Raw genomic sequence first — 21,765 nt, forward strand, 5'->3', positions numbered from 1 at the left:
AGTTTGGTGTTTTGTGGGGGCCAAACAACGTTTGAACCGACAAAACAAAAGAATGTCGAAAAGGGGTTACTGAACAACAACCGTTACCCGCCGATTGGCTTTTCGTCCAGACAGTGTACTATTATCTGCTTTGGGCTCCTCTTCGCCCTTGGCACTGACAACAATCTGATCATCGGATATACCCGATCTGCGTAATTTCGATTTCACCTGATTGGCACGATCCCGTGACAGCCGTAGGTTCACATCGTCGGGCCCGGAGTTGTCTGTATAGCCCGTTAGCAGAAGTTTCTTGTCTTTATGCGCTGACAGATAAGCGGTCGCTTCGTCAAAAAACTTTTTCGTCTCCTCCGTTTTGATGTAGTTAGCCCCCCCTAATGGAAAGTACAAATCAATGGGTTTAAAAACTGAGGTGAACTTTTGCGTCTCTGCCAGTTGCTTTTCGGTCGTTGCCTCAGCGATTGTCATTGGCGCTGGGGCTGTTACTGTATCAGCAACCTGGGCGTCAGCAGTAGCTCCTGTAAAGGCGAAGTAAATACCGCCATACAACGAATCACCCTTGGCTGTGTTGAATGATAAGTTGCGTTCTTCACCCTTTGTCCGCAGGGAAGCGGCAGGTATGCCCTGCTGCACCATATATTGTTTGATACCTTCTGCGCGAGCCAGACCTAGATTAGGAAAGGATGTAGCATTTGTTTCAGTGGATGAGTAAAACCCGTTCACCTCCACCCTTCGCTCAGGGTTGGCTTTTAAATAAGTGATTAGTGCATCCAGCGATCCACCAAGTGTGTTCATGTTGGCATTGGCACCCGATTTGGCAAAGCTGAAATTACCAGGAAAGTCGAGTCGAAAAAGGGAGCTATCCGCAATAGTAAATCCCTCGCCCTCTGCCAGGGTGGTACTTTCTGCCGAATCAGAAGCAGCTACCGGCAGAGGATCGTTGCCACAAAGCTGTTTTATTTTGCAGACGTGCCACCACGTTGATCCTGTCATCCAGAGAAGAAGAAGGATTACCCAAGGAGTTTTGTTCGTTAGCATAGGTAGGGCTGAGGGTTAAATTGACAGTCATCTAAATTCTGTCATGAGACGGAAATAAATGAAAATGGTTGCTCAAAAATAATGGTATGCGGCACAAAAGCAATAGAATGAGCCTTTTTGGGCACTTTGCCAAACCAGAACCTTAATAATATCAGTTTGTGCTCCACAAAAACTACCAATTGATTTCCTGACTAGCCGTCTATGTGGTTAACTTGCTTTTTTATACAGCCCGAATCGACTTTCAATGCTTATTGACCTGCGTAGCGATACCGTTACACAACCCACGCCCGCCATGCGCGAGGCTATGTTTTCTGCTCCTTTGGGAGATGATGTACTGGGTGACGACCCAACAGTCAATGCCCTTGAAGCGAAGGCTGCCGCCCTATTTGGTATGGAAGCCTCCCTGTTTTGCGCATCGGGCACGATGACAAACCAGCTTGCTATTCGTACACATACCCGTCCCGGCGACGATGTAATCTGTGATTATCTATCGCACGTATACCAGTATGAAGGCGGGGGTATCTCGGTTAATGCACTGGCATCGGTAAGTCTTGCGCATGGCCAGCGCGGGAAACTTACCCCCGATCTAATTCTGGACTATATCTATAACCCGGCCGATACCCATAAACCCCTCTCCCGGTTAGTAGTGCTGGAAAATACGGTTAATAAAGGGGGTGGCTGTTACTATACCGTTCCCGAAATTGCCGCTATTCGAAAGGTGTGCGACGAACATGGCCTGATCCTTCATCTGGATGGTGCCCGCCTGTTCAATGCACTGGTTGAAACCGGTGAGCCGACGGGAGCCTATGGCCAGTTATTCGACTCCATCAGTATATGTCTCTCCAAAGGACTTGGTTGTCCGGTAGGTTCGCTCCTGCTCGGCAAATCGGACGTTATTCAACAGGCCCGGCGGTACCGTAAATTAATGGGTGGCGGCTGGCGGCAAGCGGGCTTTCTGGCTGCCGCCGGAATTTATGCGCTGGATCACCACATCGATCGGTTGAAAGTAGACCACTCACGAGCTCGAAAAATAGGCGCTATTCTGGAAAGGTTGCCCGAAGTTGAGGACATCCTGCCCATCGACACGAATATTGTCATTTTCAAATTGCCCGAAACCATATTAGCCACCGATTACGTTAAATCCTTAGAAACGAAAGGCATTCGGAGCGTTGCCTTCGGCAAACATCTGGTGCGTTTCGTCACGCATCTTGATCTCACCGACGATATGGTGAGCGAGATGGAAACCATTTTCTGAACCGCACAGGCGGCTATGCATATTCAAACAAGAACCTTACAGAAAGAAGACTACCATGACCTCAAAGAGGCCATGATTGAGGTATATAGTGGTATTGGCGGTGACTATTGGCCCAAAAGCTCGATCACGAAACTACTCAACATCTTCCCGGAAGGGCAGTTTTGCGTAGAGGTCGATGGTAAAGTTGTAGCCAGTGCACTGGCCATTCGGGTAAACTATGCCCAGTTCGGCGACAACCATACCTACTTTGAAATTACCGGCGGGTATACCTTCAAAACACACAACGATGAAGGCGATTATCTATACGGAATCGAGGTGTTCGTTCATCCCGACTACCGTGACCTCCGCCTGGGTCGTCGCCTGTACGATGCCCGGAAAGAGCTTTGCGAGCAATTGAATCTGAAGGGTATTCTGGCCGGTGGTCGTATCCCTAATTACAACAAGTTCGCCGATGAGCTTAGCCCGCGCGAGTACATCGCCAAGGTGAAGCAGAAAGAGATTTACGACCCGACGCTCACCTTTCAGCTGTCAAACGATTTCCACGTACGGAAGGTCCTGCGCGGTTATTTACCCGGCGATTCGGAGTCGAAAGAATACGCTACGTTACTGGAATGGATCAATATCTACTATGTGGTAGAAAAGGACAAGAAGCCGCATACCGACTCCATTATACGTCTGGGTGTTATTCAGTGGCAAATGCGCCTGTTCAAAAACCTGAATTCGTTTCTTGAACAGGTCGAGTTCTTTGCCAATGCAGTGAGTGATTACCGGGCTGACTTTATGGTACTGCCTGAGTTTTTCAATACGCCCCTCATGGCCGACTTCAATGATCTGCCGGAACCGGTCGCTATTCGTAAGTTGGCCAGTTTCACCGAGTCGGTTCGGGAAAAATTATGTGAGCTGGCCATTTCCTACAACGTGAATATTGTTGGCGGCAGCATGCCCCTCGTCGACGATGATGGGAAACTCTACAACGTAGCTTACTTATGCCGACGCGATGGCTCTTACGAGGAATACCGCAAAATTCACATTACACCCAATGAAGTTCGGCATTATGGCATGGTGGGTGGATATGAAATTCGGGCATTCGATACGGACTGTGGAAAAATCGGCATGTTGATTTGTTACGATGTCGAATTCCCTGAACTGGGCCGTATTCTGGCGCAGCAGGGTATGCAGATTCTGTTTGTCCCTTTCCTGACCGATACACAAAACGGCTACTCCCGGGTACGCCACTGTGCGCAGGCTCGGGCTATTGAGAATGAATGTTATGTGGCCATTTCGGGCTGTGTAGGCAACCTGCCCCGTGTCCAGAATATGGACATCAACTACGCTCAATCGGCCGTGTTCACACCGTCTGACTTTCAGTTTCCGACCAATGCCGTCAAAGCCGAAGCCACAACCAATACCGAAATGGTGCTTATTGCAGACGTTGACCTGAGCTTACTGAAAGAACTTCACGAACATGGATCCGTACAGGTTTTGAAAGACCGCCGGACAGATCTTTACGAAGTTACTTTGAAGAAAGCTGCGAAAAAAGCCTTAAAACAGAAGAAAGCTTCCCCTGATAATGACCCGGAGCAGGTAGCTCCGATTATTGTGGTGTCAGACTAAACTAACATCACCAATCTCAGGCCTTGCGCTTCGGGCCATTGTACAATGACACGGCTCTGAGCGAAAATACTACAGGCATAAGGTCCTTCGACAAGTATGTTCGAAGGACCTTTTCGTGTTTATAGACATACAAAAGGTTATTTCTCTTGACTAGGTAGTTAAAAGGTGCGTTCAGCACGTGACATCACTCCCGATGCTCTCATTTTGTTTGGGAGGTTAGTTTGCCATCGACCCCTATTCCAATCAATACGCCAAGCGAATAACAAAACAAGTCGCTCCAAACAAAGGTAAAGCCCAGCACCAGCCCACCCAGACGAGTTGCCCGAATGGCATCAATCCAGGGCGCATGATACAATTGGCCCAGTTCGATACTAAAGGAAAATAAGAGGGTTAATAGCCCTACGGTTCTGGCAGGCCACTTAGGAAACAGGAAGGCAAGACTGAAGAATACCATGAGTGCCCAGAGCACATCGCCGACATATTGCTTTATAAAAGCCACATCATCAAAATATCGTCTGGATGCCAGCCCTATCAGCATAACACCAATAGCCAACAGTCCACTGAACCAGCGATTTCGACTGACCACCAACTTATTTGACAAAATTTTCATTCAGTTTACGCTTCGTGATACGGCAAGTGTATGCATAATTCGACGAGGGTGCTAAAAAAATAATCTGCCTGATTGAATTTTTTTTCGGAGTTAAACTGTAATATTAAATATTACATTAATGAACGGACGATTTGCCATATCTATGCACATTCTGACGTTGTTGGCCAAAGCCAATGATGAATGGCTGACTTCGGACTTTCTGGCCAGCAGTATCAACATTAATCCGGTGCTGGTTCGGAAAGAACTCATCAACTTACGGAGCAACGGGCTTGTGAAGAGCCGGGAAGGCAAAAACGGGGGTAGCCAGTTAGCCAAGCCTGCCAACCAGATACGCGTTTCCGATGTGTTCCTCGCTACACGTCAGGGTCCGCTTTTGGGTACTTCCAGAAACAGCCCAAACCCTGATTGCCCTGTCGGCAAACAGATTCACAGGCATCTGGACAATTTGTATCAGGAAGCTGAAGATACGTTGATTAAGACATTAAGTACCAGTACGCTTGACGAGTTTAGTCATCAATTTGATTAAATTTCACGCGCAAAACGGCAATACCTTTTACTACAATCAAGTCCTTTTTAACTAAATCACTATGAAACTTGCCCTTATTGGAGCCTCCGGATTTGTGGGTTCTGCTTTACTCGAAGAAGCCCTCAACAGAGGTCACGAAGTAACCGCTATTGTTCGCAATCCTGAAAAAATTTCGACAACAGATGACAAGCTTACCGTTCAAAAGGGCGACGCTCAGGACCCCAGCGAAGTAGCTCAGTTGGTAGCAAACCATGATGCCGTGCTGAATGCCTATAATGCTGGCTGGACGAATCCTAATCTGTATAATGACTTCCTGAAAGGCTCTTTAGCCATTGAAAAAGGTACCGAAGAATCTGGTGTTAAACGAATACTTATCGTTGGTGGAGCGGGTAGTCTGGAAATAGCGCCTGGCTTTCAATTGGTAGACAGCCCGGAATTCCCCGAAGCATACAAGGCTGGCGCTACTGCTGCCCGCGACTATTTAGCCGGTCTGCGGAAAAACACGACGCTTGACTGGACCTACCTGAGTCCGGCTATTAATCTGGCTCCGGGCGAACGTACAGGCACATTCCGCCTTGGCACCGAACAACCTGTTTTTGATGAAAAGGGCGAAAATAACGTATCGGTAAAAGACCTGGCTGTTGCCGCCCTGAATGAGATTGAGCAACCCCAGTTTATTCAACAGCGCTTTACTCTGGGTTACTAAAGTAACCCTTGATTCGTGATTCGGTAAATGGTTGATTGGTTGATCATTTTACTTAACGTGAATAATGGGTTGACCAGATCAAGATACATTTAACCACAGAGGCACAAAGTAAAGAGAGGCTGATTAGGGAAGAATGTTTCCTAATTAGCCTCTCTTTACTTTGTGCCTTTGTAGTTAAATGTATGGTATTAGGCGTGGTTCTCAGTCTTAAGTTGACTTAATAGCAACCTGTATTCAGCCATTATTCGCATTGACTTAAATCAGGATTATGCTGGCTCTTGCCTGATATCCATGACAATTTTGGCAGATTGACCACTACTGGCTACTGCCATAGCCGACGCCAGATTGTCAAACGACTCTCTGACTGAAATTATACGGCCCGGTTGAATAAATCCGCGCTCGATTAGGCCAATGGTTCGTCGAAAATCAGTGGGGTGCTGATAAATGATCGACGTTATCAGGCTGATTCCCTGCCGGGTCATGCTAAACTCAGTCAAAGCACTGGGTTTATCGGATAGACCCGCTACGACTACGTAAGCCCCCCGCGGAGCGGTCTCAACCGCCATCGTCAAAGCCGCAGCCGCACCGGCACATTCAAACACGGTATGTACCCCTCTCTCTTTCCAGAAAGTACCCATAGCATTCGTTGAGGTATCAGCAGAAATGGGTATAACCCCAAACGCAGCCGCAAAATCTACCTTCTCCTGAATCCGGTCGTAAGCCAGTACACGGTATCCCATCTGTTGGGCAAGGTGAGCCACCAACAGGCCAATGGCTCCCAAACCAATAACGGCAATCGTATCGCCCGGTCGGGCGGGCGACGAAAACAGTGTATGCAACGCAACGGCTGTTGGCTCAATAACTACGGCATCGTCGTTGCTGATCGAATCGGGCAGCACCCAGGCGAAGGGTGCTGGCACCACGGCATATTCAGCAAAACAGCCTGTTTCCAGCACACCAATAATACGCTTGTTCGCACAGATATTACTCCGCCCCTGCCAGCAATAGTCACAATGGCCACAGGGGTAGTTCGGCTCGATAACTACCCGATCGCCTGGTTTCAGCCCATTACCTCCTATCCCGACTTTATCGACGTAGCCAATGCCTTCGTGACCAATGATCAATGGAAAGGCCAGATCGGGCCGGTGCCCCTGGAACAGGGAAACATCGGAACCACAAATGCCCACCGTTTTCATTTTGATACGAACCTCGCCGGGACCGGGCTCAGGAATCGGACGTTGCTGAAGTTCGATTGACCGGGGAGCGATTAAAACTCCTGCCCACATGGATTTAACTCCTTCCTTCATAACAAAAGGGTGTTACGATACAGCAACGAATGACTCTTTATTTCCTTGAACTGGACGGAGTTTTGGCAAAACCAGATGAATGACCAACAAACCGATCAGGTAGGAACAACTGGCAAAAATAAACATGGGCGTATACCCAAATGTAGCCACAATAAAGCCGGTGGCAGCGGCAACAACCATACTGGTCATACCTCCCAGAAAGCCGCCCATACCCGTAGCTGTCGCTACCGAGTGGCTTGGAAACAGGGTCGTGCTCATGGCATACACATTGGTCGACCAACCCTGATGCGCGGCAGTTGCCAGGGCCAGCATGGCGACAACACCCGTGAAGCTATGCACCGACGGAATCAGGTAGATGGGGGTTACTGATAGCGCGCAAATCAGCATGGTAAGCTTACGGGCTTTATTTTCGGACCAGCCCTTTTTCATTAGTTTCGTGGCCAGCCAGCCGAAAAAGATGCTCCCTATATCGGACACCACGTATATGATGAGAAACGGAAGACCAAAGTTTTTCAAATCCAGCTTTCGATCGAGCTGATTATTGGTCAGCAGAAAATCAGGGAGCCAGGTGAGGTAGAAAAACCAGACGGGATCAGCAAAGATTTTTCCGAAACAAAAGGCCCAGGTCTGTTTATATCTGGCTAACTCTAACCAGGAAAGACGCTTTTCAGCCTCATTGGTAACTCCATCCAAACGTCCTTCAGTAATATAATCAAATTCTTTTGTCGAAAGAGCGGAAGTAGCTTCGGGTTTCGAGTAACTGAACCACCAGATTGCCAGCATGAGCACACCCAGGGCCGCTGAAATGAGAAAGGCTCCCCGCCAACCGAACTGCTGCATCAGCAGGGGCACCAGCAAGGCTGTTGTGATCACGCCCATGTTCGATCCCGCGTTTAGGATGCCCGTTGCCGTTGAACGCTCCTGCCGGGGAAACCACTCCGATATCGCCTTCATAGCCGACGGAAAGTTAGCGGCTTCCCCGAGTCCCAGAACAGCCCGAACGCTGGCAAACTGACCCGCTGTTGACACAAAACCGGAAGCGATACTGGCCATGCTCCAGACCGTGATACCGATAGCGAACCCTTTTTTCGTACCTACCCGGTCAATAAGCCACCCAATCAACAGAAAGCCAAGGGCATAGGTCGCTTTAAACGCGGAGTCGATCAAACCCATCTGAATCCTGAACTGTTTCAGGTGTTCGTCCGTAAGGATGGCATCAGGCGACAAACCCAGCAGAGTTTTCTTGAAGACGCCGTCCGTCATGACAAACGACAGGGCCTGCCGATCAACGTAATTGATGGTCGTCGCCAGAAAGAGCAGAGCAATGATCCGCCACCGGTAATTTTGATGCATAAACGGGTGAGTGTAGAAACAAAAAAATGTAAGTAACCTCCGCCACTTACTTACCCATTCAATACAGTTGTCCGGCTATTTCAAGCGGCCGGTCTGTCGACATGATATCCGCTCCGTTTTGGGCAAACGTTTTATAGACCTGATCGCCTTTGGCGGCTGCCTGTTTGTCCAGGTTGCCGAGTGTACCCAATATGCAGGCGATTCCCTTCTGATGCAGGAATGTGTACAATTCAGCATCGGGTTCCTTGACACCCACAAACGCCACCATCCGATTATCCGGCACGCCCAGCTCCCGCAGACGGTCGTATTCGGCGCGGTTACGGATAGTTACCGAGATCATTAGATTAGGATCGAGCCTGTTCAGTTTAGCGGCATCTTGGGCGTTGTAGGTGATAACGGCCACGTAATCGCCCGCGCCGGTTTTATGAATCATGTCGACCACTTTCGCAAATGACACATTCCGTTTAACATCCAGTGTAAACGTCACTTTGTTTTTTCCCCAGCGTAGTACCTCTTCCAGGGTTGGAATCCTATAGGACGTCACGTTACCCTGGTTATCTTCCAGCCGATACTGGCCAAGTTCGGCATAGTTGCGATCAATGAGCTTGCCCGTGCCCGTGGTAGTGCGGTCAAGGGTAGCGTCGTGCATCATTACCATAACACTGTCCTTAGTCAGATCAATATCGCATTCGATGATAACGGGTATCTTCTTCGCCAGATAGTCAAATGATTCTATGCAGTTTTCCGGGTAGCCTTTCAGGTCTCCCCCGCCCCGGTGTGCCGAGATTTTGGCAACCTGATTGGGCTTGTAACTAAAGAAATCATACGCCTTCCCGGTTGGAACTTTGGTGTATGTTTTGGGCGAGCAGGTAATCAGGCCAACGCTTATTCCAACGAGAATCAGTTGTTTAATGGTCATTATGAACGCAGAAAGTTGATGATCGCCTATCAGTGGAACCGTTCCGATAAACGCATTTGTTGATTAATTGGACCGCCACTAATTCACGGTTCCATGGTCTTGCTAACAGGACACATGTCGACACAAAAATAAGGCAACTATTTATAGCAACGTCGTATGATTCCCTTTTCAATTCTGGATTTATCGCTGATTGTGGAAGGCACAAACGCCACACAAGCGTTACGAAATACATTAAACATGGCCCAACACGCTGAGCAGTTGGGCTATAACCGTTATTGGCTGGCCGAACACCACAACATGCCGGGTATTGCCAGTGCGGCCACCTCTGTCGTGATTGGCTATGTAGCGGGTGGTACAAAATCAATCCGGGTGGGGTCAGGCGGCATTATGCTTCCGAACCATTCGCCACTCGTTATTGCGGAGCAATTTGGTACGCTCGAATCCCTCTACCCCGGTCGAATTGACCTCGGGCTGGGACGGGCGCCCGGTTCCGATCAGCCAACAGCGCGTGCGCTGCGCCGGGATATGAACGGGCCGGATACGTTCCCGCAGGATGTTGTTGAGTTACAGCATTATTTCCAGCCCGACGATTCCAATCAGTTCATTCGGGCAGTACCCGGCAATGGCTTGAATGTGCCGATCTGGATTTTAGGATCAAGTTTGTTTGGTGCCCAGCTGGCTGCTATGCTCGGTCTGCCCTATGCCTTCGCGTCGCACTTTGCCCCGAAAGAGTTATTGCGGGCCTTACAGGTTTACCGGACACAATTTCAGCCCTCCGAACACCTTAAAGCTCCTTATGCAATGGTGGCTGTTAATGTCATTGCTGCCGACACCGATCAGGAAGCCCAGCGGCTCTTTACCTCTGTGCAGCAGCAGTTTCTCCACATCCGTCGGGGAAAAGCCCGCCAGATGCAGCCACCCGTCGATAATCTTGAGGAAATCTGGCCCGACTATGAACTGGCCGGTATTGAGTCTGTCCTTCGTTGTTCGGCGGTAGGATCACCCGAAACGGTGCAGCGGGGTTTGACAAGCTTTCTGGCACAGACGCAGGCGGATGAGTTGATCCTTACCGCACCGATCTATGACCATGAGGCCCGAAAGCATTCACTTACCCTCACCGCACAGGTTCGGGAAGCCATGGCAGCCCGGGAAACAGAGCCGGTGCTCATCTAAAACAAATAGGGGTCGGATACTTGAATCCGACCCCTATTTTTTAAACAAAGCTTTTGAATTACAACACGACGTTCACGATCCGCTTTGGGACGACGACGACCTTTTTCGGCGTTTTGCCTTCCATCCACTTCTGAACAATTTCATCAGCCAGTACCTCGCGCTCGATCTCGGTTGGTGCGCGGTCAATGGCAAAGCTGATCGTGGTCCGCACTTTTCCGTTGATCTGGATTGGGTATTCGAACGCATCCTCTACCAGGAAATTCGGGTTAAATTTTGGGAATTCAGCTTTCGAAAGTGTACCCGGCTCATGACCCAAGGCAGCCCAGAGTTCTTCGGAGATGTGGGGCGCATAGGGCGACAACAACAGCACCAGATCCTGCAAAACGGCCCGTTTGTGGCAATTCAGCGTAGCCAGTTCGTTCACGCAGATCATGAATGAACTCACCGACGTGTTGAACGAATACCCTTCAATGTCTTCTTCGGTCTTTTTGATGGTTTTGTGCAGGACCTTCAGTTCAGCGGGTGTTGCCGGTTCGTCCGTAACAATCCATTCACTTCCCCCCGCTTCCGATGCCCCGGCCGCATTGTCTTTATAAAACAACCGCCAGAATTTACGGATAAAGCGGTACACGCCATCAATACCGTTGGTATTCCAGGGTTTAGCCTGCTCCAGCGGACCGAGGAACATTTCATACAGGCGAAGTACATCCGCGCCGTACTTCTCCACGATCATATCGGGATTGACAACGTTGAACTTCGACTTCGACATCTTTTCAACTTCTGCCCCAACGATATACCGTCCATCCGGCTCAAGAACAAACTCAGCACCTTCGGTCAGGTCGGGTCGTGACTTCTTGAACGCATCGATATCCAACACATCATTTTCGACAATATTGACATCGACGTGAAGGGGTGTCACCTCTTCTCCTTTCACCTGATTCAGGGATAAAAACACAGCGGGCTTACCTTCCCGACCGGTACCTAACAGCCGGTATACGAAATTGGACCGCCCCTGAATCATACCCTGGTTGATGAGCTTTTTGAACGGTTCTTCCTGCGGCACGTAACCCCGGTCTTTCAGGAACTTGTTCCAGAAGCGGCTATAAAGCAGGTGACCCGTTGCATGTTCGGTTCCGCCAATGTACAAGTCGACATTCTGCCAGTAGTCGATGGCTTCCTTGCTGGCAAATTCTGCATCATTTTGAGGGTCCATGTACCGATACCAGTACCAGGATGAACCCGCCCAGCCAGGCATTGTCGACAGTTCATACTCGTATTCACCCTTGTACTTCCAGCCTTCCGCACGGCCTAATGGGGGTTCGCCGGTTTCGGTAGGCAGGTATTTATCCACAGCGGGCAACTCCAGCGGCAGGTCGCTTTCGTCAATCAGGTAAGGCAATGGATGACCGTTACTATCTTTTTTGAAATAAACCGGTACCGGCTCACCCCAATAGCGTTGGCGACTAAAAACGGCATCGCGCATGCGGTAATTTATTTTACCACGCCCTAACCCCCGCTCTTCCAGCCATGCGACCAGTGTTGCGGTGGCTTCTTTATAGGTCATGCCATTAACGATACCCGAGTTGATATAATGCCCCTCTTTGGTATTATCGGCTTGTTGATCGATGTCTTTTTGCCCATCCAGGATGGGAATAATGGGCAAATTGAAGTGTTTGGCGAAGTTCCAGTCACGCTGATCGCCCGAGGGAACGGCCATAACCGCCCCCGTACCGTAACCAGCTAAAACATAGTCGGCGAGGAAGATGGGTACCTGTTCACCACTAAACGGATTGACGCAGTAGCTTCCCGTAAATACCCCAGAGACAACTTTTGTATCAGCCATCCGATCCCTTTCAGAGCGCAGTTTGGCTGCATTGATATAGCTGTCAACTGCTTCTTTTTGTTCAGCCGTCGTTAGCCCGCCCACCAATTCATGTTCAGGAGCCAGCACCATAAACGTAACCCCGTAAATGGTGTCGACACGGGTGGTAAAGACTTCAATATACTGCTGATCGTTCGTCGCTAATGGAAATTTCACACTGGCTCCCACCGACTTTCCAATCCAGTTGCGCTGCTGCTCTTTGAGCGATTCAGTCCAGTCAATGGTATCCAGGCCAGTCAGCAAACGGTCGGCATAGGCGGTGATTCGCATCATCCACTGCCGCATTAACTTCTGCTCAACCGGGTAGCCACCCCGCTCAGAAACGCCGTCTTTCACCTCATCATTGGCCAGCACCGTACCCAGGGCCGGGCACCAGTTCACCACCGCATCGGCCAGATAGGTTAGCCGGTACTGAAGCGTGACGGCATACTGTTCAGTTTCCGATAGGGCATTCCATTCCTCGGCCGAGAAGGAGGCAGCGTTGTCATCGCACACCGCCTGTAGGCCCTGGGTACCGTTGGCCGCAAATCTGGCAACCAGGGTCTCGATGGGCTCGGCTTTGTCCGTTTCTTTATTATACCAGGAGCGGAACAGCTCCATAAATATCCACTGCGTCCACTTATAATAGGACGGGTCAGAGGTGCGGACTTCGCGGCTCCAGTCGTAACTAAAGCCGATATTCTTCAGTTGCTCGATGTAACGGGTCAGGTTCGCTTCCGTTGTTACAGCCGGGTGCTGCCCGGTTTGAATGGCGTACTGTTCAGCCGGAAGCCCGAACGAGTCGAATCCCATTGGATGCAAGACATTATAGCCTTTTAAGCGTTTGTAGCGCGAAACAATATCCGAGGCAATATAGCCGAGCGGGTGACCCACGTGCAGCCCGGCCCCCGATGGGTAAGGAAACATATCGAGTACATAGTACTTGGGGCGGTCGGTGTTTTCGGCGGGTTTATAGGTGTTGTTCTCGTCCCAGAAACGTTGCCATTTCTGTTCCGTTTCGCGGTGGTTGTAGTCAGCCATAATAGTTGTGCGGCTGTTAAGCCGCCTGATTCGCTCAATTTAGAGGCAGTTTTAAGCTGCCCTATTCATTTACTTGCAAAAATAGCCCTTTACTGATACTTTTGCCCATATCCCACCCGTAAAGCATAAACCTTTCCTATGGCAATAAATACCCCGGCTACTAACCCTAGCCGTTATAACTGGATTTGTGCCGTCTTATTAGCCCTTCTGGTCGCTCTACTGGCCATTTATGTCGTTAAGGATTTCAGCCACCCACTTTCCGACGGAAACGACACCGATCACTTTGAGTTCGACGGTTACCTTTTAAATAAGACAATTAGTTTCTGGCCCTGGCCCCACCTCCATTTATTAAACAATCAGTCCTTTTACCCCTACGGCATCAATCAGGTTTTCATGGATTGGGGCTTTGAGCGTGATTACTGGTACAGCTTATGTTATCGGCTATTGGGTGGTCCCGGGTCTTATCTTCAGTTTTATTACGTTTATAGCTTAGTCGTTGCCGTTGCCGGTACTTTTTTATTACTCCAGCCACGCTTTGGCTTCGTCAAAGCTGTTGTGGCGGGCCTTATTGTATCGGTTTTTAATTTTTATGCACTTTATAAGTTCCCTGTGCATTTAAATATCTGCATCGTACACTGGACAACGCTCTGTATAATAACCACTTACTGCCTGTTATTTGATGCCATAAACAAACGGCCCATTTCTCTGGCTTTCTGGTTGTTCTGGGCCTGGCTTCACGTTCAGGTTTTAAGTCAGGAGCTAGGTTATGTAGCTGGCTATGCACTTACCTTTACCACCCTGACCTTTCCCGTTCTGGCAATAGTATTGATCCGTCAGTTCCCTAGGCCAAATCAATGGGTTCGTCACCTTAGCCAGTTCATCCAGGCAGAGTATAACCGACAGCCGATCGTTATTATTGGGCTTCTGTCGCTAATCGTCATTAGCACCTGGTTATATGTTCCCCTAACGCTTCAAATTGCCACTTCAGCCTGGGCATTTGATTTTAGCATGTTGCCTGAACTGCCAGCCTGGTCGCATCCAGCCAGGTTACTCATTCCTTACCTGCCGGGCCTGAACACGTTTGATGTCAACTATCGCCTTTATCTGCATGATACATTCGAGAGTTTTGGTCAGGGAAGTCCGGGTTTGTACTTAACCCTCTTCGCCATAGTCGGACTGTGGCAAACCCGTTATCGCATAACCTTATGGCTGCCTGTGGTCCTGACGGCGTTGTTGTGTTTATTATATCATCCTGTAGAAATTCCGACACTCAAGATATTCCCCTGGTTTAGTTACAATCGGGACGGGTCAAGAGCGAGTCTGATTTATCCGGTCCTGTTTGTACTGCTGGCTATTCCCATCAGCTGGCCCCGACTTCTTGCGGGACGGGCCTTTATCATTTTTTTACTAGGACTCATGGGTATGGAGTGGTATAACGGCTACCATCTGCGATTAAGTATTCCTACCATTGTCGCTTCCGATAATTTTCTAACCTACTGTTCTATAGTGAAACGACAGCCGGGAGAGGCCGTACTCGACTGGCCATTTTGTGTGATTGGAGCTAATGGAGTTGGTGCATCAGAAGGCTTGTGTCCCTATTACAAAGCGCAGAATGCTGTATTTTCCTATCGGCGTTTTTACGATAAAAGTACGGTAGGCCAGTATTTCGGTCGCTTACACCCCAGCCAGATCCAACCCTTCCTCCGCGACGGCTGGCCTCGTTTGCTCACGCCCGACCGGGAGTTCACCGACCAGGACTGGCGGTTTATGGATTCGTTTCTTCGTACGAATAATTTTGCAGGCATCAATTTATACGTCGACTTGTTGCTGCCTGAACAGGTAGCTCTGTTTTATCAGCGCTACGGGAAACCCCTCACCGAAACCAGATTTCCAGTGGCTGGCCGCGTTGTGTTTATCGCACTGAAAAAGTAGAAAAATCGTTATTATACAGACTGCGCAACAGTCTTCTTCCTTTTAACGTATTCCCATTACCAACATCTCCGATATTAATGCATGGCGTGATTTTTTACGATTGATATTGTCAACTATCTAGTTCGTACGTACCCATGCTGCGTTTTTTATCGTTCGCGAAGCTTGCCAACGTCGCCCTGATTGGCGTTGGTTTATTCGGCTGCCAAACCGACAGTAGTGTAGAACCAACCCGTATTTCGGCGGATTGTCTGGTGAAGGCATCAACAAAAAATGGCGTTGCCATCGCTGGTGATTTTATCATTACGTATCACCCGACGCAAACATTACCAGCGGCACCCAATGCCCGACTGGCGGCTTCTGAAGCGCTGGCGGAACAGTTCCTGACCACGTATCGGGTGGCTAATACACGAGCCGATATTTTAGCTACCGGCGGACAGACGAGCTTTCTGGCTCACCTGACCGATCGTGAGTCCCAAAAACTGGCCCAAGACCCAGCTGTGATAACGATAGAACCTGACCGGATCATGTCCATGTGCAACTGTGTTGACGTGGCGACAACCTCAACATTGACCTGGGATGTACAGCAGACAGGCTATGGTCGTGGCGACTTACAGACTACAAAAACAGCCTGGATTATTGATACGGGTATCGACCTGGATCACCCCGATTTAAATGTTGACACCCAAAGAAGTCGATCTTTCGTAAGCGGGCAGACATCGGCTGATGACGAAAATGGACACGGTACGCATGTAGCAGGCATTATTGGAGCAAAAAACAACAAAATCGGGACAACGGGAGTCGCTTCCGGCGCTACACTGGTGTCGCTGCGGGTTCTGGACGAAGACGGTGAAGGTCGCCTTTCCGGCATTATTCAGGCGGTCAATTATGTCATTCAGAATGGCAAAGCAGGTGATGTAGTCAATTTAAGCCTGGGTGGAGAAGGAACTTCTACCACCCTTGACCGGGCCATTACGCAGGGCGCAAACGCCGGAATTCTGTTCGCCATTGCCTCGGGCAATGAAGGTAAGAACAGCGACAATTATTCCCCCGCCAGGGTCAACCACGCCAATGTGTTCACCGTTTCGGCAATGGATAATAAAAACCAGTTTGCCTCTTTTTCAAACTTCGGCAGTAGTGTCGATGTGTGTGCATACGGCGTTCGCATTACCTCTACCTACATGGGTGGCCAATATGCTACACTGAGCGGAACGTCGATGGCGGCACCTCATGTGGCCGGTCTGCTGTTAATTCGCGGCAGCCAATTACCGACCCATGGTACCGTCACCGGTGACCCCGACGGCATACCCGACCCGATGGCGGGAGAGTAAATTTCAGTTTCAAAAAATGGCAAACGCTCGCTTGGAATCATCTCAGCGGGCGTTTGCCATTTTTTGAAACTGAAATTCATCTCTATTCTCACCAAATACGATAGGATGTTTCTTCTAACTATAAGACATCTATATATTATTTTACATCAATGATTAATTACCCAATCCTGTTTTGTACCTTCCGGGCTGCAAGGTCAGGCACCTTAAACTTCATTTTTAATACCAATACTTCATCATTAATATAAACCAGCAGTGGCCGACACTATTTTTATTCTCTTTGTTCTTTGTCTGAATGTAGTGATTTGCGAATGGCTTGCCCGTAAGCCCGGCTTCAATCAGATTGGTACGGCTTTGCTGGTCATTATTCTTACTGCTCTTGAAGCAAACATTCACCTAATCCCAACCACCGAAACGCCCGCTTACGAGGGCATTTTCAGTTACCTGGCTCCGTTCTCTTTATTCCTACTGCTGCTCGGCGTTAACCTAAAAGATTTAAAGCAAGCTGGTTTGCCTATGTTAAGTATGTTTCTGGTAGGCTCCGTCGGGACTATAATTGGCGTCCTTACCAGCATATGGCTCTTCTCTGCCCCGCAAACAGTTGGCGATTTGTATTACGCCCTGGCTGGTATGCTTACCGGCACCTATATTGGAGGAAGTGTTAATTTTCATGCGGTGGCGCTGCACTACGGCGTATCGAAAGCCGGAAACCTGTTTGTGGCCACCACAGCGGCCGACAATATCATGACCGCCCTCTGGATGGTAGCGACGCTGGCCTTACCCCGCTATTTTCAACGAAAATTTCCCCGCCGGCTTGCTATCAGTCAGATAAACCCTGACTCGATCAGTGCATCGGGAGGTTCCGCACCAGATCCCTATGCCGATGCAGAAACCATAAACCCAAGCGATCTGGCAGTCATGCTGACACTAGGTTTCGGCTCTATTTTTCTCTCTAAACAGGTAGCTGCCCTGGTGCCGTCAATACCATTTGTACTTATTCTGACAACCATCGCTCTGATCCTGGCGCAGTTCCGGGTAGTGAACCGATTACGAGGCAGTCGCTTGTTGGGCCTTTTCGGCATTTATGTGTTTCTCGCTGTTATTGGCGCCTATTGCGACGTTGCCACCTTGCTTCATGACGGGCAACTGGCATTAATTCTGTTTGGTATGATACTGGTGCTGGTGATTATCCATGCCTTCATTGTTTTTGGCGTTGGCGCTTTTTTTAAACAGGATTGGGATATGCTCAGCATTGCGTCACAAGCTAACATTGGTGGGGCAACCTCCGCGCTGGCGCTGGCAAAGAGCCTTCAACGACCCGATTTGCAGCTTCCAGCCGTTCTTGTCGGCACGCTGGGAAATGCCATAGGCACGTATCTGGGCATTTTAATCGCTGAACTCCTGCGGGCCGGGTAAGCTGTTAGTGCTGTTACTTGCATCTATCCGCTTCATTTTCGTACCTTTACAGCACTTTTTAGGCCGTACACCAGTTGTATGGTAATTGAAAGTAAGCAAACTGGCGGCACTTCAACGTGCCGTTTTTCATAAGAGAATTACTCTATAAACTCGATAGAATTTATACCTTATGCAACCACCGATAGTCTCCAACACCGACTTAGTTGCAAACTCACTGGCAACGGACAAACCGGCAATTGACCTTAACGGACTGACTATCAACTTACAGGGAGATAACGCATTGGCTCAGGCGGAAGCGCTGCGGGCGGCTTTCCCAACGGCTACGATACAAACCGGTGGCTCTCAACCGTTACTTCGTCGCCGGAATCGTACCGAAATAGCGATCTATGCTTTCTCAGCGCTGGCCCTGATGCTGGTCGGGCATTTGCTGTTCAGTTATTTTACGCTGGACCGAATCACACTGCTGGCCAGTTCCATTGACCTGACACCCCAGATCTTCTACTTCATACTGGCCGGCTTCGTCGCACAAATGATTGACGGAGCGTTGGGAATGGCCTACGGCGTAACGGCAACAACGTTTCTGACAAGTGTTGGCATTAGTCCGCTGTTTGCCACGGCCAGCGTACATAGCTCGGAGATTTTCACCAGCGGTGTCTCGGGCTACATGCACCTCAAGTTCGGCAATGTGAATAGTCGCTTGTTTAAGATTGTCTTGATTCCGGGCGTTATTGGCGCAGCACTTGGTGCCTTTCTGATCACTAAGCTGGCCGATATGGAGATCATTGCTAAATACCTGAGTCCGGCCATTTCCGTATACACGGCTATTCTGGGTATCCTGATCCTGAAAAAAGCACTGACCAAAGTAACCAAGAAGAAGCCCGTTCGCCAGATCGGGTTACTGGCCTGGTTTGGTGGGTTTGTCGATGCCATTGGTGGTGGTGGCTGGGGTCCGATTGTCAACTCAACGCTCATTGCCGCCGGTCGCCATCCTCGTTACACGATTGGTTCGGTCAATCTTGCTGAGTTCTTCGTTTCGTTTGCCTCTTCGGTGGTCTTTGCGTTATATGCCGGGCTGGATAATTACGGGATGGTCATCATTGGGCTTATACTGGGCGGTATGATAGCCGCCCCGATAGCCGCTCGCTTATCGCAGAAACTCCCGGTTAAAACCATGATGATACTCGTCGGAATTGTGGTTATCATCGTAAGTTTGCGGAAGATCATCAAGTTCTTTTAACGTCTGGGCCAAGCGCTGGCTTGGCCTATTAATTTCCAGTGGCCAAGCCAGCGCTTGGCCCAGACAACATGAAAAAACAAACCAAAGCCATCCGCATCCAGGCCGAGAAGTCTGGCAATCGTGAACACTCCGTTCCCCTTTATCTTACATCGAGCTTTGCATTCGAAAGTGCTGAGCAAGGGAAAGCACTGTTTGATGAAACCGAGGAAGGCAACATCTACTCTCGTTTCTCAAACCCCAATGTAACGGAGTTTGTCGATAAAGTCTGTATGCTCGAAAATGCCGAAGATGGCATCGCAACGGCGACTGGAATGGCGGCTGTGTTTGCCAGCATGGCTGGTTTGTTGAAATCAGGCGATCACCTGGTTGCTTGCCGGGCCTTGTTCGGTTCAGCCCACCAGATCATCACTCAAATATTAAGCAAGTGGGGTATTACTCACACCTACGTTGACGCTACAGCTACCGAAGCAGAGTGGGAAGCGGCCCTACAGCCAAATCCCGGATCGCCGGCCGCCCGCATGGTCTACCTTGAAACCCCTTCCAATCCCGGTTTAGAGCTTGTCGATCTGGAAATGCTGGGACGGTTAAAGCAGAAATATGGTTTTATTTTGAATGTCGACAACTGCTTTGCTACGCCTATTCTGCAAACGCCGATTGATTACGGTGCTGATTTGTCGATTCATTCAGCGACCAAATATATGGACGGCCAGGGACGCGTATTGGGGGGTATCGTTGTTGGGCGAGCTGATCTGATTCAGCCAATTCGTTTCTTTGCCCGGCATACCGGACCTGCGTTGTCACCGTTCAATGCCTGGATTTTGTCCAAGAGTCTGGAAACGCTGGACCTCCGCATGGAACGCCACTGCCGCAATGCGCTGCAACTGGCCGAAGCGCTGGATGGTCATGCCGATGTGGAACGTGTACTCTATCCGTTCCTGCCCTCCCATCCGCAGTATGATCTTGCCAAACGGCAAATGAGTGCGGGTGGTGCTATTGTCACAATTGAACTGGAAGGTGGTTTCGACCGGGTAAAAGCCTTCTTCGACGCCCTGACGATACCAACCCTTTCGTCGAATCTTGGCGATTCGCGCACGATTGTCACAAACCCCAATACAACGACCCACGCCAAGCTCAAGCCCGATGAAAAAGCGGCTCTGGGTATTACGCCGGGTCTGATCAGGATTTCGGTTGGACTGGAGGACGTTGACGATCTGATCGAAGACTTTACGCAGGCAGTAGAAAAGTCGGCCGAAGCGGTTAAAGAGAAGGCATAACTAACCTAAACTTATTCCTTATGTTCCGTCTCACTGCTTTCGTCCTTCTGTTCCTGCTAGCCCAGGTCAGCTATAGTCAGTCACCCAAAAAACCACTTCGGATCGGTATAGCCGGGATGGCGCACGACCACGTACATGGGATCCTGAACAAAGCATTTGGCAAAGCAGGACAGACTGACATCGAAATTGTTGGGATGGCGGAACCGAATCGGGAACTGGCCGAAAGACTGGCCAAACGTCATGGGTTCAGCATGAGTCTGGTCTATTCTACGGTGGCAGAAATGCTCGACAAGACGAAGCCGGAAGCCGTAACCGATTTTGGGCCCATTATCGATCACAAAAAAACGGTTGCCATTTGTGCGCCCCGCGGTATTCATGTGATGGTCGAAAAGCCACTGGCTACCACCTTTGCCGATGCCAAACAGATGGAAGCACTGGCTAAAAAGCATTCGATTCAGTTGTTGACCAACTACGAAACGACTTGGTACGGCAGTAACCACAAAGCTTACACAGTTGCCAATACTGAAAAATCAATTGGGGATATCCGTAAAATTGTTGTTCACGACGGGCACCAGGGACCAAAAGAAATTGGCGTCAGTAAAGAGTTTCTGGATTGGTTGACCGACCCCGTTACCAATGGCGCCGGTGCCCTGTTCGACTTTGGCTGTTATGGAGCCAATCTATCGACCTGGCTCATGCACAACCAGCGTCCGCTGTCGGTGTTGGCGGTAACCCAGCAGATCAAGCCCGACATCTATCCGAAGGTGGATGATGAAGGGACAATTGTGCTCACCTACCCCAAAACACAGACCATCATTCAGGGCTCCTGGAACTGGCCTTTCGGTCGGAAAGATATGGAAGTATACGGGCAGACCGGTTACGTTTTTACCGTCGACGGAACGAAAATGCGGATTCGGCTAAAAGATGACAAAAACGAACGGGCAACCGAAGCAACCGCTATGGATTCGCCTGCTTCTGACCCATTTGCGTACTTTGCCCGGCTACTCCATGGCGAAACTAAACCCGATGAATTAACGTCATTGGAAAATAACATGATCGTCATGGAGATTTTGGATGCCGCCCGACAATCGGCCAAAACCGGCAAGGCGATTAACCTTCCTCAACGGACTACCCTCCGTTAGTCTTAATAAAACTGGTCTGCGGCTTTATCCGTTGGCCTC

At 49.6% G+C, this 21,765-nt stretch carries 17 protein-coding genes; 11 read left to right on the top strand and 6 right to left on the bottom strand.

The window, feature by feature from the left end; translation table 11 throughout:
• Positions 1-66: 66 nt before the first annotated feature.
• On the bottom strand, positions 67-1,035 hold the full coding sequence (locus ACYVK4_RS17685; protein WP_461128850.1) for an OmpA family protein: 969 nt from the start codon (positions 1,033-1,035) through the stop codon (positions 67-69).
• Positions 1,036-1,279: 244 nt separating this feature from the next.
• Here ACYVK4_RS17685 and ACYVK4_RS17690 point away from each other — a divergent pair, with 244 nt between their 5' ends.
• Together ACYVK4_RS17690 and ACYVK4_RS17695 are read left to right on the top strand one after the other, a co-directional pair.
• Entirely contained in the window at positions 1,280-2,290 is a 1,011-nt protein-coding gene (locus ACYVK4_RS17690) for a threonine aldolase family protein (protein ID WP_461128851.1), read from the top strand.
• Positions 2,291-2,305: 15 nt separating this feature from the next.
• Positions 2,306-3,904 carry a GNAT family N-acetyltransferase gene (locus ACYVK4_RS17695; protein WP_461128852.1) on the top strand — a complete coding sequence of 533 codons (1,599 nt, stop codon included), beginning with the start codon at positions 2,306-2,308 and terminating at the stop codon, positions 3,902-3,904.
• Positions 3,905-4,103: 199 nt separating this feature from the next.
• On the opposite strand, the gene ACYVK4_RS17700 is transcribed toward ACYVK4_RS17695, so the two are convergent.
• Positions 4,104-4,514: a ribosomal maturation YjgA family protein gene (locus tag ACYVK4_RS17700; protein WP_461128853.1), complete on the bottom strand. Its 411-nt coding sequence runs from the start codon at positions 4,512-4,514 to the stop codon at positions 4,104-4,106.
• Positions 4,515-4,632: 118 nt separating this feature from the next.
• Here ACYVK4_RS17700 and ACYVK4_RS17705 point away from each other — a divergent pair, with 118 nt between their 5' ends.
• On the top strand, positions 4,633-5,040 hold the full coding sequence (locus ACYVK4_RS17705; RefSeq protein WP_461128854.1) for an RrF2 family transcriptional regulator: 408 nt from the start codon (positions 4,633-4,635) through the stop codon (positions 5,038-5,040).
• A gap of 61 nt (positions 5,041-5,101) precedes the next feature.
• The gene (locus ACYVK4_RS17710; protein WP_461128855.1) at positions 5,102-5,746 is read left to right on the top strand and encodes an NAD(P)-dependent oxidoreductase; all 645 of its coding nucleotides are present in this window, start codon (positions 5,102-5,104) and stop codon (positions 5,744-5,746) included.
• A 266-nt stretch (positions 5,747-6,012) separates the two neighbouring features.
• Here the strand turns inward: ACYVK4_RS17710 and ACYVK4_RS17715 are convergent, their stop codons facing one another.
• Genes ACYVK4_RS17715 through ACYVK4_RS17725 form a run of 3 tightly spaced genes read right to left on the bottom strand, consistent with a single transcriptional unit; the run spans position 6,013 to position 9,325 of the window.
• The gene (locus ACYVK4_RS17715; RefSeq protein ID WP_461128856.1) at positions 6,013-7,053 is read right to left on the bottom strand and encodes a zinc-dependent alcohol dehydrogenase; all 1,041 of its coding nucleotides are present in this window, start codon (positions 7,051-7,053) and stop codon (positions 6,013-6,015) included.
• Between the two features lie 12 nt (positions 7,054-7,065).
• Complete coding sequence (locus tag ACYVK4_RS17720) at positions 7,066-8,406, bottom strand: MFS transporter (protein WP_461128857.1); 1,341 nt, start codon at positions 8,404-8,406, stop codon at positions 7,066-7,068.
• Positions 8,407-8,464: 58 nt separating this feature from the next.
• On the bottom strand, positions 8,465-9,325 hold the full coding sequence (locus tag ACYVK4_RS17725; protein WP_461128858.1) for a glycerophosphodiester phosphodiesterase family protein: 861 nt from the start codon (positions 9,323-9,325) through the stop codon (positions 8,465-8,467).
• 156 nt (positions 9,326-9,481) lie between these two features.
• Here ACYVK4_RS17725 and ACYVK4_RS17730 point away from each other — a divergent pair, with 156 nt between their 5' ends.
• Complete coding sequence (locus ACYVK4_RS17730; protein WP_461128859.1) at positions 9,482-10,498, top strand: LLM class flavin-dependent oxidoreductase; 1,017 nt, start codon at positions 9,482-9,484, stop codon at positions 10,496-10,498.
• A 58-nt stretch (positions 10,499-10,556) separates the two neighbouring features.
• On the opposite strand, the gene leuS is transcribed toward ACYVK4_RS17730, so the two are convergent.
• Positions 10,557-13,400 carry a leucine--tRNA ligase gene (gene leuS / locus ACYVK4_RS17735; RefSeq protein WP_461128860.1) on the bottom strand — a complete coding sequence of 948 codons (2,844 nt, stop codon included), beginning with the start codon at positions 13,398-13,400 and terminating at the stop codon, positions 10,557-10,559.
• Positions 13,401-13,538: 138 nt separating this feature from the next.
• Between leuS and ACYVK4_RS17740 the strand changes: the two genes are divergently transcribed.
• The 6 genes from ACYVK4_RS17740 (at position 13,539) to ACYVK4_RS17765 (ending at position 21,726) form a co-directional block, all read left to right on the top strand.
• Positions 13,539-15,332, top strand: a complete 1,794-nt coding sequence (locus ACYVK4_RS17740) for a hypothetical protein (RefSeq protein ID WP_461128861.1) — start codon at positions 13,539-13,541, stop codon at positions 15,330-15,332.
• Positions 15,333-15,466: 134 nt separating this feature from the next.
• Positions 15,467-16,660, top strand: coding sequence for a S8 family serine peptidase (locus ACYVK4_RS17745; protein WP_461128862.1), 1,194 nt, complete (start codon positions 15,467-15,469; stop codon positions 16,658-16,660).
• Positions 16,661-16,912: 252 nt separating this feature from the next.
• The gene (locus tag ACYVK4_RS17750) at positions 16,913-18,073 is read left to right on the top strand and encodes a DUF819 family protein (RefSeq protein ID WP_461128863.1); all 1,161 of its coding nucleotides are present in this window, start codon (positions 16,913-16,915) and stop codon (positions 18,071-18,073) included.
• 169 nt (positions 18,074-18,242) lie between these two features.
• Positions 18,243-19,310, top strand: a complete 1,068-nt coding sequence (locus ACYVK4_RS17755) for a sulfite exporter TauE/SafE family protein (protein WP_461128864.1) — start codon at positions 18,243-18,245, stop codon at positions 19,308-19,310.
• A 68-nt stretch (positions 19,311-19,378) separates the two neighbouring features.
• Positions 19,379-20,584 carry a trans-sulfuration enzyme family protein gene (locus ACYVK4_RS17760; RefSeq protein ID WP_461128865.1) on the top strand — a complete coding sequence of 402 codons (1,206 nt, stop codon included), beginning with the start codon at positions 19,379-19,381 and terminating at the stop codon, positions 20,582-20,584.
• Between the two features lie 20 nt (positions 20,585-20,604).
• Positions 20,605-21,726, top strand: coding sequence for a Gfo/Idh/MocA family protein (locus ACYVK4_RS17765; RefSeq protein ID WP_461128866.1), 1,122 nt, complete (start codon positions 20,605-20,607; stop codon positions 21,724-21,726).
• The last annotated feature ends 39 nt before the right edge of the window (positions 21,727-21,765 follow it).

It is taken from the genome of Spirosoma aerophilum (assembly GCF_054782495.1).